Raw genomic sequence first — 13,520 nt, forward strand, 5'->3', positions numbered from 1 at the left:
ATAATTAATGAGTTAAATAATCTGAAAATAGTTATTTGAGTGTTATTTAACAATGTAAATTTGGTGGCTTTTCAAAAATTCAGTTATGATTAGTTATAAAGAAAATTTTTGAGGATTAATAATGAATTACCAGACTGCAAGTTATGTCGCAATCGGCAAACGTATACTCGGTTGGATTGTTTTTCTTGTGGCATTGATTTCAACTTTAGCTTCATTGGTAAAACTTGCAGGCATGAAAGGGCTAGAAGGCGAAGGGATTAATGCAGTAGCCAATGATTTTATCAAACTTATGGCAGAAATGACTCGTCAAAGTACGCCATTTTTGAACATATTTTGGAATAACTCTCCTGTGCCTCATGTTAATGAGGGCTTTTCAGGGGCTAATATTGGTTTTATGGTGATCTTTATTTTTATTTTTGTTGGTCTAGCGCTGAGTGCCTCAGGTTTGCGTATGTACCGACAAATTAAATTTATTCGTGAAAGCCTTGAAGATCACGTTATTTTAGAAAAAGCGAAGGGTAATGATATTTCGAAAGAAGAACTTGAGGCAAAAGTCACTATCCCTCGTCACACTATTTTCACCCAGTTCTTTATTCTTTATTTTTGGCCGGTTGTGTTAGGGGTTGCAATTTACTTTGCTTTGAAATTACTGAATTGGTAAGTCATGGCTGATTGGCCCAGCAAACCTGTTGGGCCAACGCATTTATCACTTATCACCAAGTAATTCATCAATAATAGAGCGTGCATGCAAATAACTTTTTTCAAGGCCAAAGATATTTGACTGGCAAAGTAAGTAATAGAGTTGATAAATCGGCTGCCTTTCGATAAACCCTGCGGGTAGCGGCCATACACTTTGGTAACCATCAATGATTTGTATTGGTAACTCGTGGTAGAGCGGAAGCATGGCGATGTCACACTCCCTATCACCCCAGTAGCAAGCAGGATCATATAAAAGGCCATTATTTTCAGTAGTCATGGCACAGTTAGCTGGCCATAAATCGCCGTGTAGCAATGATGGCTGTGGCTGATGGCCCGATAAACATTCTTTAACAACGTCGACAACCCGCTGAATATCACCAAATACCATACCTTTTTCTGCGGCTAATTGTAGTTGCAAGCCAATACGCTTCTCAGCAAAGAAAGAGTTCCATCGCTTTTCCCAACCATTTGGTTGCACGATAGTGCCTAACATAGTGTCAAAATCGAAACCATAGCTTGGTTGTTCTTCCCATTGGTGAAGGTGGGCAAGTTGTTGTCCAAAACGCCATGCATTGGTTGAGTCAAAATTTTTGAGAGGAAAATATTCGAGGAGCAAAAAACTATGATGTTTATTACTTCCTACACCATAAACTTTGGGAATAGTGATAGTGCTACTTTTAGCAAGCATTTCCAGTTGTTCAGCTTCTTGCTTAAACAAAGGTAAAAATTCGCGCAGGTTCTGTTTTACAAAGATGGTATGTTGGCCATAATCGATTTTCATCGTGTGATGAATGTCACCCCCAGAAAGGATCTCTTTGTTATGGAATTCTGCTTCACCCAAGTGTTCGCTTAATAAACGATACATTGCTTGCCACATGACTCACCTCGCTTTGCTCTGCTTTGGTCTTCACTAACTCGATTCTATAGCGACAGTTTAGAAATTAACAGCAATAATTATTTAAAAAGAAGAGCCTATCACGAAATCAGTGACTTACTGCAACATTAGATTAAGAACAATAATGAAGCAATTATTACTGATAATTAATCATAATTAAATATTCAAAAATGACTATTTATTTTAAATGAATAATCAACAGAAAATAGATTAAATAATGACTTATTATAATTAATATTATTTGCTATATTTTCATGTGAATATAATTAAATTATTTTAAATCATAATTAGAATGTAATTATTTGATATTTATTCTTTGCCATATTTAAATTTGAAAGAGTAATGAAAATGAAACAGAAAATTGAAAATTATACAGGCCCAGCAGCAGGCTGGGGAGCAGTAAAAGCTGTCGCTGAAGCCATTCGTGGTCAAATGAACGTGGGGCACGATATTATTGCCATGTTTGAAATGAACAAACCACAAGGCTTTGACTGTCCTGGCTGCGCATGGCCTGATCCTAAACATTATGCTTCATTTGATGTTTGTGAAAATGGTGCGAAAGCCATGTCTTGGGAAGCAACATCAAAAAAAACAACGCCTGAATTTTTTGCCAAACATTCTGTATCTGAATTATTAAAATGGGATGATTATGATTTAGAAAACGAAGGTCGTTTAACCCATCCGATGAAATATAACGCTCAAACAGACCATTATGAAACGATTGAATGGGATGAGGCATTTAAGCAAGTAGGAGAATGCTTAACTAAGTATTCAAACCCTAATACTGTCGAGTTTTATACCTCTGGCCGGACATCGAACGAAGCGGCATTTTTATATCAGTTATTTGCTAGGGAATATGGAACCAACAATTTCCCAGATTGTTCAAACATGTGCCACGAGCCTACCAGTGTCGGGCTAGCGGCATCTATTGGTGTTGGAAAAGGCACGGTATTGTTAGAGGATTTTGATAAGGCCGATCTGGTTATTTGTATTGGGCACAACCCCGGAACCAACCACCCAAGAATGTTAAGCTCACTGCGTGAAGTTTCAAAACGCGGTGCAAAAATTATTGCCATAAATCCATTAAAGGAACGCGGGCTAGAACGATTTGAGTACCCGCAAGATCCGGCGGAGATGCTCACTCTTGATTCTACGCCATTAGCTGAACATTATTATAAAGTACGAATTGGCGGTGATACTGCGTTAATGAAAGGTGTCATTCGTTGCGTGCTTGAACAGGATGACGCTGCAATTGCCCAAGGCAAGCCATCAATACTAGATAATGAGTTTATCCAAGTACATACTGTTGGCTTCGATGCGGTTAAGCATGATGTGATGACGACCAGTTGGGAAAATATATTACGTGTCAGTGGGCTTTCAAAAGAGCAAATCGAACAAATTGCTCAGCTGTACATTGAAGCTAACAATACCATCATTTGTTATGGAATGGGCATTACTCAGCATCAGCATGGTACGCAAAACATCCAACAGCTTGTTAATTTATTGCTACTGAAAGGGAATATCGGGCGGGAAGGCGCTGGTATTTGCCCATTGCGTGGTCACTCAAATGTACAAGGCGATCGTACGGTAGGGATCACTGAAAAACCAAGTCAGTCTTTCTTAGATAAACTTGAACAACGCTTTGGCTTTAAGCCACCTGCTGAATTTGGCCACGCAGCCGTTGCAAGTATGCAAGCAATATCTGAGGGAACCGCGAATGCTTTAATCTGTATGGGAGGTAACTTAGCGGTCGCAATGCCAGATAAAGATGCCTGCTATGAAGGAATGAAGAAATTAGATTTAGCAGTACATATTGGGACTAAACTAAATCGTTCCCATTTATTAACGGCAAAAAATACCTTTTTATTCCCTGTATTAGGCCGTACTGAACGAGATGAGCAAAAAACAGGACCACAAAGCATCACGGTGGAAGACTCTATGTCGATGGTTCATGCATCACATGGCAAGTTAAAACCAGCTAGTCCACATTTAAAATCAGAGTGTGCAATTGTCGCTGGGATGGCAAAAGCGACGTTACCAAACACAAAAGTAGAGTGGGACGAGTTTATCGATGACTACGATAAAATTCGTGATGCAATGGAAGCTGTGCTACCTGGTTTTGATGACTACAATGAACGCATTCGTGTTCCGGGTGGTTTTCATTTAACCAATGCAGCAGCAGAGCGTCGTTGGTTGACACAATCAGGCAAAGCAAATTTCCTAACCACTCAAGGTGTTATTGAAGATCCAAAATCAGCGGTAAATAGTGAATTAGTATTGGCAACGGTGCGTAGCCATGACCAATACAACACTACAATTTATGGATTAAATGATCGCTACCGTGGTGTATTTGGTCAGCGGGATGTGATGTTTATTAGTGAAGCACAAGCTAAGAAGCAGAATTTAGCCGCTGGTGATAGAGTCAATATTATTGCATTAGATAGCGACCAAAAACGTACGCATCGCCGTTTAGATAACTTACAAGTCGTGATTTATGATATGGCAGATCGTTGTGTGGTGACATATTTCCCTGAAGCCAATAATTTAATCGCATTGGATAACTTTGATCCACAATGCGGGATCCCTGCTTATAAAAATATCCCGATTGTGCTCGAAAAAGTTGATATTGCACCGTAATAAACCATGGAAAAGCCACCATTATGGTGGCTTTTTTGTACTCAATACGAGTTAGGCTGCTTGCAGTTTCTCTTTGGGTAATTTGGCTTTTCGTCGAGCCAATACCAATTTGTTATAGACTAGGGCAATAACGAAGTAGACAGCTTGAGTGATGACAATACAAGGGCCTGTTGCACCATCAATATGGAAGCTGACAATAGTGCCAATCACACTTGAGGTGACAGAGGCAATAACAGCAACAACGAGCATCCAACCAAAACTACGACAGAGTACGAAGGCGATAATACCCGGCGAAATTAGCATTGCAATAACTAAGATGATCCCCACCGCTTGGAGGGAAGCAACAATCGTTAAAGCCAGTAATGATAGCAGCCCATAATGGATCAGCTTAACAGGGAGCCCTATTACACGTGCTTGATTGGGGTCAAAGCAATACAGCATAAAATCTTTACGTTTTAGTAAGATAATTGCAATAGTAATACCTGCAAACCATAAGTTTTGTGTAAACTCAGCATCAGTAATTCCTAAAATATCGCCAAATAAGATATGTGTGAGGTGCTGCTCGGTATCAATTTTCGCAAACATAACCAAACCAAGGGCAAACATCCCAGAGAATACTATACCCATCACGGTATCTTCTTTGATGCGACTATTTTCTTTTAAATAACCGGTCGCGAAGGCACAAAATAGCCCTGATGCAAAAGCCCCTATAGCGAGAGGGATCCCCGCAACTGAAGCAATAACAATACCGGGTAATACAGCATGGGAGATAGCATCTCCCATTAGTGACCAACCTTTTAGCACTAAAAAGCATGACAAAATAGCACATACTGCACCGGTAACCATTGCCGTGATAATGGCTTTTTGCATAAAAGGGAAGATAAAAGGCGCTGTCAGTAAGTCAATAAAATCACTCATTTGCCGCCTCCTGCTGTTTTATTTTATGCAATTTTTCAACTTCGCGTTTTGCTTTTCGGCGCGATGCAAAAACACCATGTTTTGGCGCAAAAAAGAATGCCAGCAAGAAAATAATTGTTTGTAATGTAACAATTAATCCACCCGTCGCACCATTCAGGAAATAGCTTGCGTAAGCGCCAATAGCGCTGGTGGCAGTACCAATCGCAACCGAAATAACGAGTAGGCGCTTAAATTGATCTGTTAATAAATAAGCGGTTGCCCCTGGAGTAACGACCATTGCAATCACTAAGATAGCGCCAACAGTCTGTAATGCAGCAACCGTACACGCACTTAATAAGGTAAAGAAAATAATTTTCAGACGCAGGGGATTTAAACCGATTGAACGTGCATGGCTTTCATCAAAAAACACGGCCAGTAAGTCTTTCCACAGTGCCACTAGTACAATAAATGAAACTGCAATAATAATTTCAACTTGCAGTACATCAGCGTCGGCGATACCTAAGATATTACCAAAGATGATTGTTTGCACATTCACAGAGGTTGGATTCAATGAAACGATTAATAAACCCGCGGCAAAGAAAGTGGAAAATATAAAACCAATTACCGCATCTTCACGCAATCGAGTGATGTGTTTAATAAAGGTCATTGCTAGAGCGGCGAGGATCCCTGTAAAAAATGCGCCTGCGGCATAAGGAAGCCCAAGTGCGTATGCACCAGCAACACCGGGTACAACAGAATGGGAGAGGGCATCTCCCATAAGTGACCAGCCTTTGAGCATTAAATAAGCGGACAGAAAGGCGCATACTGCGCCAACAATCGCACTTACCCAAATGGCTTTAACCATATAGTTGTACTCAAAAGGCTGAAGTAACAACTCGATCATTGAGGATCCTTAGGTTGATTTGTTCTAACGGGAGCATCATGGTCGTGACCATAGAAGACCGCAGCTCTTTCGTCATCGGTGATAACGGTAATAGAACGAGGGTCATCGTCATCATGCAGCTCTTGGCCGGACAGATTGATATGACGCAGTACACCACCGAAGGCCATTTGCAAATTCTTTTGCGTAAAAGTGGTTTCTGTTGGCCCACTGGCAAGTACGGTACGGTTGATCAAAATGACCTGATCACAAAATTCGGGCACGCTACCTAAGTTATGTGTAGAAACCAAAATTAGATGCCCTTCGTCACGCAAACTACGTAACAAATCGATAATGGCGTTTTCAGTTTTAACATCGACCCCTGTAAAAGGCTCATCTAATAGCAATACTTTACCTTGTTGGGCCAGTGCTCGAGCCAAAAATACACGTTTTTTCTGTCCACCTGAAAGCTCACCGATTTGGCGGTGTTCAAGCCCTGCTAGGTCAACGCGCTCAAGCGCGCGTTTAACTGCTTCTTTGTCTTCACTTTTGGGGATACGAAAAAAACCCATTTTTCCATAGCGCCCCATCATCACGACATCGGAGACTAAAACAGGGAAATTCCAATCGACTTCCTCTGTTTGAGGCACGTAGGCAATAATATTTTCTTTTAAAGCGGCTTTAATCGGTTCATTGTTTAACGTCACACTTCCAGACGATGGGGTAACTAGCCCCATAATGGTTTTAAACAAGGTTGATTTACCACTGCCGTTCACGCCAACCAATGCACAGATTGATCCGCCAGTGATATTAAAACTTGCGTCATAGATTGCCGTATGGCCGTTGTTGTAAGTGACTGTAGCATCATCAACGACTAAATTAGGGCGCTCAAAGTGGTTTGTATGACTCATTTATTGACCAAATCCTTTCGCTATTGTATCTACAGTGGTATTTAACAAATCGATATAAGTGGGTACAGGGCCATCAGCAGTGGATAATGAATCGACATAAAGCATGCCACCGTATTTTGCGCCTGTTTCTTTACTTACTTGGCGAGCAGGTTTATCCGAAATTGTACTTTCACTAAATACGACTGGGATATTGTATTCACGTACAGTATCGATGACTTTTTTTACTTGCTGTGGTGAACCTTGCTCCTCTGCATTTATCGGCCATAAATACACTTCTTTAAAGCCATAATCTTTGGTGAGATAGCTAAATGCTCCTTCACTGGAGACTAACCAACGTTTATCTTCAGGGATGCGGCTCAAACGTTCACGTAATGGTGCGTCGAGCTGAGCGATTTGCTCTGCATATTTTTTTGCGTTTTGATTATAGATTTCTGCATTTTCTGGATCATACTTCACTAATGCTTTGCGAATATTCTCAATATAAATTTTTGCGTTTGCAGGTGACATCCATGCATGAGGGTTTGGATTACCTTTATATTCACCTTCACGGATAGGCATAGGCTCAATACCTTCTGTAACGACAATTGCAGGCACATTTTGGAAATTCTCAAAGAAGCGTTGGAACCAAACCTCAAGGTTCATGCCATTCCATAAGATAAGATCAGCATCATAAGCTTTCATAATATCTTTTGGTGTTGGCTGATAACCATGGATCTCTGCACCTGGTTTAGTAATGGATTCGACTGTTGCAGCATCACCGGCAACATTTTGCGCGATATCCTGAATAATAGTGAAAGTTGTGACGACCTTAAACTTTTTAGCCAATGCAGGTTGACTTACAAGTAGAATTGCAGATAAAGCAAAGAGAGCGGAAAGTAATGGCTTAGAAAGCTGTGATATTTTTTTCTTCATTGTTCAGATCCTGACATCATTGGCTTAGTGGTTTTTTAATATTCAAAAGAGATTGAAAGTCGTCTTTGAAGTAATTACTTAACTGATAATGATTATCAATATCAATTGGGTAAAGTCAAGACAAAAAGTGTGTGTTATTTGTATTATTGTGATAGTTATTTTCAATAACTATACCCGTCATACTTCAAGTTGCAGCGTTGTTGACTACGTTCATTCGCACTAGTCACATAGTTTTCTATGCTCCTAGCGTCTCATTCGCTTGTCGCCTAGCTGCACCTCGAATTATTTAGGGTATATACTCGTCATATTTCGATTTGCAGGGCTGTTGACTGCGCATAGCCGCACTTCGAACTCTTTAGAGTATAAAACATGTCTTAAAGTAAAAGTTAAGTAAAAATTATTTTATTTTTCCTGCAATTAGTTATTCTTTCGTCAGTTTTATTAGCAGAGGATATCTCGGTGAAGACAAAAATCGGTGGCGCATTGGTATTTCTGTTGCTAGCAGGCTGCTCTAGCGGGCCAGAAAAACAAACCTCAACACAACGGATGTTAAATCAAAGTAGCAATTTATCAACCGCACAGCAAAATATTTCATTTCCTCGTACGCCGTTTGATGAATTTATTCGAGAATCTGCCAATCGCTATAGTGTTGATGAAACATTAATTAGGGCGATTATAGAGGTGGAATCAAACTTTCGCCCTGAGGTCGTCAGTAAATCCAATGCTATTGGTTTGATGCAAATAAAAGCATCAACAGCAGGGCGAGATGCTTATCGCTATCAAGGTAAAACGGGGGAGCCTTCAAGCCGTGATTTGAAAGATCCTCGCACCAATATTGATATTGGTACAGCCTACATTCGGATTTTGAAAGAACAGCATCTTGCAGGTATTAGTCACCCTCAAACGATGTACTATGCAACAGTGGTGGCTTATGTCAACGGCGCTGGTGCTTTATTAAGGACATTTGATAATGACAAGGGTAGAGCTATTGCAATGATCAATAGAATGACCCCAGAAGAGTTTTATCAACATGTCCAAAATAAGCATCCTGCACCCCAAGCACCGCGTTATTTATGGAAAGTGAAAAATGCTTATAATTCACTAGCAATGAATTATTGATGTGCTGAAATTAAATGTGGGAGCTGCGCAACAATTTCAACAATACCGTTGATAACAAATTGCACTCCCATACAGATCAATAAAAAACCCATCACACGAGATATCGCATCAATTCCGCCATTGCCTAGCCATTTCATAATCGATGTTGCTCCCCTAAGCGCCAACCAGACAATTAAACTGACAATGAAAAAAGTTAATACGGGGGCAATTTTTAAAACCCACGGCGCGAAGCCTATATCACCTTGTAAGGATGCTGTTGAACTAATAATGATCGCGATAGTACCAGGGCCTGCGGTACTTGGCATTGCTAAAGGAACAAAAGCAATATTCGGTGATCTTTGACGTTTTTTAGAGATGGTCGCATCATCAGGGGTTGAAGCATTAGCATCATCGTTATTTTCATTGCTTGGAAATAGCATGCCAAAACCAATAAATGCCACGATTAACCCACCTGCAATGCGTAAACCAGGTATTGAGATGCCAAAGGTACTCATGACGAGTTGTCCTGCATAGAAAGCGATCGTCATGATCGAAAAAACGTAAATGGAAGCCAGAAGTGACTGATGGTTCCGTTGCTCTTTGGTCATATTGCCTGAAAGGCTTAACATCACCGCTATTGTAGTTAGTGGGTTAGCGAGCGGGAGTAATAAAACTAATCCAATACCGATGGCCTGAAACAGTTGCAAAAAATCATTCATCATAGGCAAATTAAGCTCTCAATCGATGTTAAAATTCAAGGCGGATGGTAACGTTACATCATAGAGTATAACAAAATGATTATAAATCTGTATGTTAGACTCGTAATTAAGCATCACTTCAAGTGATATATGTGATTACACATTGGGGTAATACAATAAATATTGATTAATCAACAGGAGTACTAGTTGTTCACATTAACTGTGGATAACATTCGCATTCCATTGTGAATAACTTAATTTAGTTCTGATATAACAGTTCGATACAAGAGTTGCATTAAAAGTGTGCAATTGTATAGGCAAAAAAAACCCTTTTTATGGGGGCCATAAAAAGGGAAAGGGCATCTATTAGTAGGTTGTCAAAATTTCGATGTATTTAGTTATACCCTGAATTATGTTATTTACTTATTTGTTATGTAAATTCATTAAAAGAATGCTGAGGTTGTTGTGTTTTTTATTGATGGAGATGCCATGATATTAGGAATCAATCACTTAACGTTTGCAGTGACTAATGTAGAAAAAAGTATTTATTTTTATCACCACACTTTAGGGATGAACTTACATGCAAGTTGGAAAAACGGCGCTTATTTGACCTGTGGTGAGTTATGGGTCTGCCTTTCATATGACCCACAAAGGCATCATGTTGATCCTGAAACAACCGATTATACCCATTACGCATTTAGCGTGACAGAACACGATTTTCCATTGATAGTAGAAAAACTACAGCATTCAGGCGTAAAAGTATGGAAAGATAATCGTAGTGAAGGCGCATCATTTTATTTCTTAGATCCTGATGGCCATAAACTCGAAATTCATGTTGGCTCTTTAATTGAACGATTAAAAAGTTGTCAGACTAACCCTTACGAGGAAATGAAATTTTATCGATCCTAAATAATTCAAGGTAAGCGAGGCGGAGAGAGAGCGAACCAACAACGTTGCAGCTTGAAGTATGACGAGTAGAGACAAATCATTTCTGTCATTAAAGGGAACACGCAAATACCTATGATAAATACCTATGATAATGAGAGGTACATGAATGGATATTGAACTCATTCCAACAATTAAGGGTAACGAGCAGCAATATATTTCGTTACTGGTTGATTGTGTGAACAGCGGAGCATCAGTGGGTTTTCATGCTCCTCTCACACAAAGTGACGCTGCATATTATTGGCAAAAGGTGGAACAGGGCTTACAAACTGGTGAGCGGTTACTGCTGGTTAAGTTTATTGGAAAGACGTTAGCGGGAGCGATACAGCTTTCTTTGTGTTTAAAAGCGAATGGGATGCATCGTGCTGAGGTTGAGAAGTTGATGGTGCATACACAGTTTAGACAACATGGCATAGCCAAACAGTTATTAGTCGCTATAGAGGAGGTCGCGTTAAGTTACCAACGTACGCTATTGGTGTTAGATACCCGAACAGGAGACGTTGCCTCAGGTTTGTACCGTAAACAAGGCTATATAGAAGTTGGGCAAATTCCCCAATTTGTCACCAATTCAAATCGAGAATTTGAGGGTACGACTATTTTTTATAAGCAATTAGACATTCCTGTATCATCTTAATTTGTCTGGTTTTATTGAAGGAATGATATTGCTAAAGTTTTCTTTACAAACAATTATTTAATATAAAAATTGCTTTACGCCCCATGGGGTAATCTATTAAAAGTTAAGTAGGTATGTTTGAGGTTGTAAATGAAAAAGTTAACGACTGCGCTAACTGCACTCATGATGTTAATGGGGGTCGCGATTGCTGCACTGTTTATTGTATTTCCACAACAATGGAAACAAAATATCTATCCTAGTATTTCAAATCTTTTGCCTGAATCAATTAATTCCCTTATCCCTAGTTGGGATATGAATAACAATGTGTGTGATCGTTTAGAAACTAATTTGCAAACTTTTACGGATTATTTGCAGGCCAATGAAGATGTAGTAAATATCAAAGGAATGAATGGATTGGATGACCAAATTGGTGCAATGCGTTCTCGAGTGAATAGTATTCCATCTCAAGTAAGAAAATTTGCGTGTCAACAAGAATATGCACGCTTAGAAGGACTAAAAAGCGTTTTCTTCTTAACCAAGTAATTCCCTATTTACCTGCATTGACTGTGGATCTTATTAGATTGCCTCGCTTTGACTATTGAGTAGGGCGAGTTATATCATTTTTACGCAGTTAAGCGGCAACGTAATCTCCTGTGTTAACCTCTTTAATATAGTTATATCATCGCTTATCACGGCAAAACAAAGCTATTCTCATTATCTAAATATAATCCGTTGCTTAGTCTAACTAGGAAGCTATATTAAGATTAGTAGGTTTGGCGAAGTATTTTGTAACAGATTGATGACTGTCAAATATCTGTACTATATGAATAGATTGTAAGGATGATACTGTGCATCGTATTATTTATACTCAGCAATAAGATTGACTTTAACCCAATGTAGGGCATAGAAATGAATATATTTAAGCTTCCTTTGTTAAGTTGGGTCGTTTTAAACTCAATTGCTGTGTATGTATTGCATGTGAAAAATAGCTTTTTGTGGGATTTTTCCGGCTGGATGGGAGTATTAGCTATTTTAGTGGCGTTAGAGAGCTTTGGATGGATTGCTGCAAGCTTATATTATTTTTATCGTTATAAAACATCACCCAATCCAGTGACTGAAACCACTGCTTTGATTACCAAAGGGCCTTTTCGTCTATCGCGAAATCCACTTTATCTTGCTTTTACATCAATGTGCCTTAGCTTAGCGTTATTCACACACTCACCTTATTTCTTAGTTTCGGGATTGGTTTTTTGGTTGATTACTGACTTGTATACTATTCCTCATGAGGAGAGAGTCCTTGCGGAACATTTTAAGGAAGAATGGTTACACTATAGTAGACAAACTCGTCGTTGGTTATAGCTGATGAGGTACAGTAGTATTACAAAATAATGCAGTTTGGCACGACGTTCATGTGATTAATTGCCGTGCCTTAGTCATCTACGGTAAAAGTGTGACGAATTAGATTTATTTAATCTTATCAACAGCCTTATTTATATTAGAGACTTTGTTTTCGACATTGTCTTTTTTGTTAGTAACGTCTTTTTGGATTTTTTTAGAATCAATACCTAAATTTTCATCGACTTTCTTCGTTGCTTGGGTTTTAGCCGCTTTCTCTGTGTCACAGTTACCAGAGATCCCCACTTTTTGGTCTAACATTTTATTTCTAGCCGCTTTTTTGAAATTACAATCAGCTAAAGCTAGGTTTGAAGCTAAAAACAGTGAAATAAATAGGACGATTTTTTTCATAAACACCTCCGTAAAATGCAAATCATAGGGTTTAGCTGAATTTGCGCAAGTATTTAAGTGTGACAGGATTTATTGGTAATTTTGGATTGTCAAAAATTGATTTAATAAGTACATCTCACTAAATAAGCGGATTTGAAATAGCAGATTTAACATTGAATGCTTAGTTAACTTAAATAGATATGAATATGACTTAAGATAGCGCTAAACTTAATTAACATTATTTTTTATAAGGTTATTGGCATGAGTAAGAAACTTGTGTATAGCGCGCTGGTGGTGTCTATTTTCCTGTATTCTGCATCAGCTGCTGCATGCCCATACTGCAATGGTGGTAATGGGTATCGATATCATAATAACGGCTATACGCAAAAAAATAGTCAGTTATCTAAATTAATAAATGAATTTGATAGCAAGCGATATGAACTCAATCAGCTTTATGACAGTGGTGTGAGTGATAATGATGAAAAAGTGAAATCTCTAGTTAAAGAGTTGGATGCTCTATCCTTGCAAATAAAAACGGAGGAAGATGCCCTATATAATCGCCCATATAGAAACCGTAGTGATAACGGTTATCATAACCGTTGTTGGTAGT

The 13,520-nt window shown here is 39.0% G+C and carries 15 protein-coding genes; 8 read left to right on the plus strand and 7 right to left on the minus strand.

Features of this window, described 5'->3' with window-relative positions; all coding sequences use genetic code 11:
* The first annotated feature begins 121 nt into the window (after positions 1 to 121).
* Positions 122 to 661 carry a YniB family protein gene (locus AC3Z9T_RS10810; protein ID WP_490126138.1) on the plus strand — a complete coding sequence of 180 codons (540 nt, stop codon included), beginning with the start codon at positions 122 to 124 and terminating at the stop codon, positions 659 to 661.
* A 45-nt stretch (positions 662 to 706) separates the two neighbouring features.
* On the opposite strand, the gene AC3Z9T_RS10815 is transcribed toward AC3Z9T_RS10810, so the two are convergent.
* Positions 707 to 1,576 carry a fructosamine kinase family protein gene (locus AC3Z9T_RS10815; protein ID WP_490126139.1) on the minus strand — a complete coding sequence of 290 codons (870 nt, stop codon included), beginning with the start codon at positions 1,574 to 1,576 and terminating at the stop codon, positions 707 to 709.
* 366 nt (positions 1,577 to 1,942) lie between these two features.
* Between AC3Z9T_RS10815 and AC3Z9T_RS10820 the strand changes: the two genes are divergently transcribed.
* On the plus strand, positions 1,943 to 4,231 hold the full coding sequence (locus AC3Z9T_RS10820) for an FdhF/YdeP family oxidoreductase (protein ID WP_490126140.1): 2,289 nt from the start codon (positions 1,943 to 1,945) through the stop codon (positions 4,229 to 4,231).
* A 51-nt stretch (positions 4,232 to 4,282) separates the two neighbouring features.
* On the opposite strand, the gene AC3Z9T_RS10825 is transcribed toward AC3Z9T_RS10820, so the two are convergent.
* The 4 genes from AC3Z9T_RS10825 to AC3Z9T_RS10840 are packed head-to-tail and all read right to left on the minus strand — an operon-like array spanning position 4,283 to position 7,831.
* Complete coding sequence (locus AC3Z9T_RS10825) at positions 4,283 to 5,149, minus strand: metal ABC transporter permease (protein ID WP_490126141.1); 867 nt, start codon at positions 5,147 to 5,149, stop codon at positions 4,283 to 4,285.
* Positions 5,142 to 6,032: a metal ABC transporter permease gene (locus AC3Z9T_RS10830; RefSeq protein WP_490126142.1), complete on the minus strand. Its 891-nt coding sequence runs from the start codon at positions 6,030 to 6,032 to the stop codon at positions 5,142 to 5,144. The genes AC3Z9T_RS10825 and AC3Z9T_RS10830 overlap by 8 nt, the downstream gene beginning before the upstream one ends.
* The gene (locus AC3Z9T_RS10835; protein ID WP_490126143.1) at positions 6,029 to 6,919 is read right to left on the minus strand and encodes a manganese/iron ABC transporter ATP-binding protein; all 891 of its coding nucleotides are present in this window, start codon (positions 6,917 to 6,919) and stop codon (positions 6,029 to 6,031) included. Before AC3Z9T_RS10835 ends, AC3Z9T_RS10830 begins: the two co-directional genes overlap by 4 nt.
* Positions 6,920 to 7,831 (minus strand): metal ABC transporter substrate-binding protein, encoded by a 912-nt coding sequence (locus AC3Z9T_RS10840; protein WP_490126144.1) that lies wholly within the window; start codon positions 7,829 to 7,831, stop codon positions 6,920 to 6,922.
* 459 nt (positions 7,832 to 8,290) lie between these two features.
* Between AC3Z9T_RS10840 and AC3Z9T_RS10845 the strand changes: the two genes are divergently transcribed.
* Positions 8,291 to 8,950, plus strand: coding sequence for a transglycosylase SLT domain-containing protein (locus AC3Z9T_RS10845; RefSeq protein WP_490126145.1), 660 nt, complete (start codon positions 8,291 to 8,293; stop codon positions 8,948 to 8,950).
* On the opposite strand, the gene AC3Z9T_RS10850 is transcribed toward AC3Z9T_RS10845, so the two are convergent.
* Positions 8,944 to 9,648 (minus strand): MarC family NAAT transporter, encoded by a 705-nt coding sequence (locus tag AC3Z9T_RS10850; RefSeq protein ID WP_490126275.1) that lies wholly within the window; start codon positions 9,646 to 9,648, stop codon positions 8,944 to 8,946. The genes AC3Z9T_RS10845 and AC3Z9T_RS10850 overlap by 7 nt on opposite strands.
* Positions 9,649 to 10,116: 468 nt before the next feature.
* On the opposite strand from AC3Z9T_RS10850, the gene fos reads away from it, so the two are divergent.
* The 4 genes from fos (at position 10,117) to AC3Z9T_RS10870 (ending at position 12,544) form a co-directional block, all read left to right on the plus strand.
* Positions 10,117 to 10,536 carry a fosfomycin resistance glutathione transferase gene (fos, locus tag AC3Z9T_RS10855; protein ID WP_490126146.1) on the plus strand — a complete coding sequence of 140 codons (420 nt, stop codon included), beginning with the start codon at positions 10,117 to 10,119 and terminating at the stop codon, positions 10,534 to 10,536.
* Between the two features lie 145 nt (positions 10,537 to 10,681).
* Positions 10,682 to 11,206, plus strand: a complete 525-nt coding sequence (locus AC3Z9T_RS10860) for a GNAT family N-acetyltransferase (protein ID WP_490126147.1) — start codon at positions 10,682 to 10,684, stop codon at positions 11,204 to 11,206.
* Positions 11,207 to 11,335: 129 nt separating this feature from the next.
* On the plus strand, positions 11,336 to 11,728 hold the full coding sequence (locus tag AC3Z9T_RS10865; RefSeq protein ID WP_490126148.1) for a hypothetical protein: 393 nt from the start codon (positions 11,336 to 11,338) through the stop codon (positions 11,726 to 11,728).
* 366 nt (positions 11,729 to 12,094) lie between these two features.
* Positions 12,095 to 12,544, plus strand: a complete 450-nt coding sequence (locus tag AC3Z9T_RS10870; protein WP_490126149.1) for a methyltransferase family protein — start codon at positions 12,095 to 12,097, stop codon at positions 12,542 to 12,544.
* A gap of 105 nt (positions 12,545 to 12,649) precedes the next feature.
* Here the strand turns inward: AC3Z9T_RS10870 and AC3Z9T_RS10875 are convergent, their stop codons facing one another.
* Positions 12,650 to 12,931, minus strand: a complete 282-nt coding sequence (locus AC3Z9T_RS10875) for a hypothetical protein (RefSeq protein ID WP_490126150.1) — start codon at positions 12,929 to 12,931, stop codon at positions 12,650 to 12,652.
* 240 nt (positions 12,932 to 13,171) lie between these two features.
* Here AC3Z9T_RS10875 and AC3Z9T_RS10880 point away from each other — a divergent pair, with 240 nt between their 5' ends.
* Positions 13,172 to 13,519, plus strand: a complete 348-nt coding sequence (locus AC3Z9T_RS10880) for a hypothetical protein (protein WP_490126151.1) — start codon at positions 13,172 to 13,174, stop codon at positions 13,517 to 13,519.
* Position 13,520: the final 1 nt, after the last annotated feature.

The organism is Providencia sp. 6390 (assembly GCF_058148425.1).

What these genes read in the sequence shown, in the direction of transcription:
- AC3Z9T_RS10860 (WP_490126147.1), top strand. Translation starts at nt 10,682, where the DNA reads ATGGATATTGAACTCATTCCAACAATTAAGGGTAACGAGCAGCAATAT.
- AC3Z9T_RS10835 (WP_490126143.1), bottom strand. Translation starts at nt 6,919, where the DNA reads ATGAGTCATACAAACCACTTTGAGCGCCCTAATTTAGTCGTTGATGAT.
- AC3Z9T_RS10875 (WP_490126150.1), bottom strand. Translation starts at nt 12,931, where the DNA reads ATGAAAAAAATCGTCCTATTTATTTCACTGTTTTTAGCTTCAAACCTA.
- AC3Z9T_RS10880 (WP_490126151.1), top strand. Translation starts at nt 13,172, where the DNA reads ATGAGTAAGAAACTTGTGTATAGCGCGCTGGTGGTGTCTATTTTCCTG.
- AC3Z9T_RS10825 (WP_490126141.1), bottom strand. Translation starts at nt 5,149, where the DNA reads ATGAGTGATTTTATTGACTTACTGACAGCGCCTTTTATCTTCCCTTTT.
- AC3Z9T_RS10840 (WP_490126144.1), bottom strand. Translation starts at nt 7,831, where the DNA reads ATGAAGAAAAAAATATCACAGCTTTCTAAGCCATTACTTTCCGCTCTC.
- AC3Z9T_RS10865 (WP_490126148.1), top strand. Translation starts at nt 11,336, where the DNA reads ATGAAAAAGTTAACGACTGCGCTAACTGCACTCATGATGTTAATGGGG.
- AC3Z9T_RS10810 (WP_490126138.1), top strand. Translation starts at nt 122, where the DNA reads ATGAATTACCAGACTGCAAGTTATGTCGCAATCGGCAAACGTATACTC.
- fos (WP_490126146.1), top strand. Translation starts at nt 10,117, where the DNA reads ATGATATTAGGAATCAATCACTTAACGTTTGCAGTGACTAATGTAGAA.
- AC3Z9T_RS10815 (WP_490126139.1), bottom strand. Translation starts at nt 1,576, where the DNA reads ATGTGGCAAGCAATGTATCGTTTATTAAGCGAACACTTGGGTGAAGCA.
- AC3Z9T_RS10830 (WP_490126142.1), bottom strand. Translation starts at nt 6,032, where the DNA reads ATGATCGAGTTGTTACTTCAGCCTTTTGAGTACAACTATATGGTTAAA.
- AC3Z9T_RS10850 (WP_490126275.1), bottom strand. Translation starts at nt 9,648, where the DNA reads ATGAATGATTTTTTGCAACTGTTTCAGGCCATCGGTATTGGATTAGTT.
- AC3Z9T_RS10820 (WP_490126140.1), top strand. Translation starts at nt 1,943, where the DNA reads ATGAAACAGAAAATTGAAAATTATACAGGCCCAGCAGCAGGCTGGGGA.
- AC3Z9T_RS10870 (WP_490126149.1), top strand. Translation starts at nt 12,095, where the DNA reads ATGAATATATTTAAGCTTCCTTTGTTAAGTTGGGTCGTTTTAAACTCA.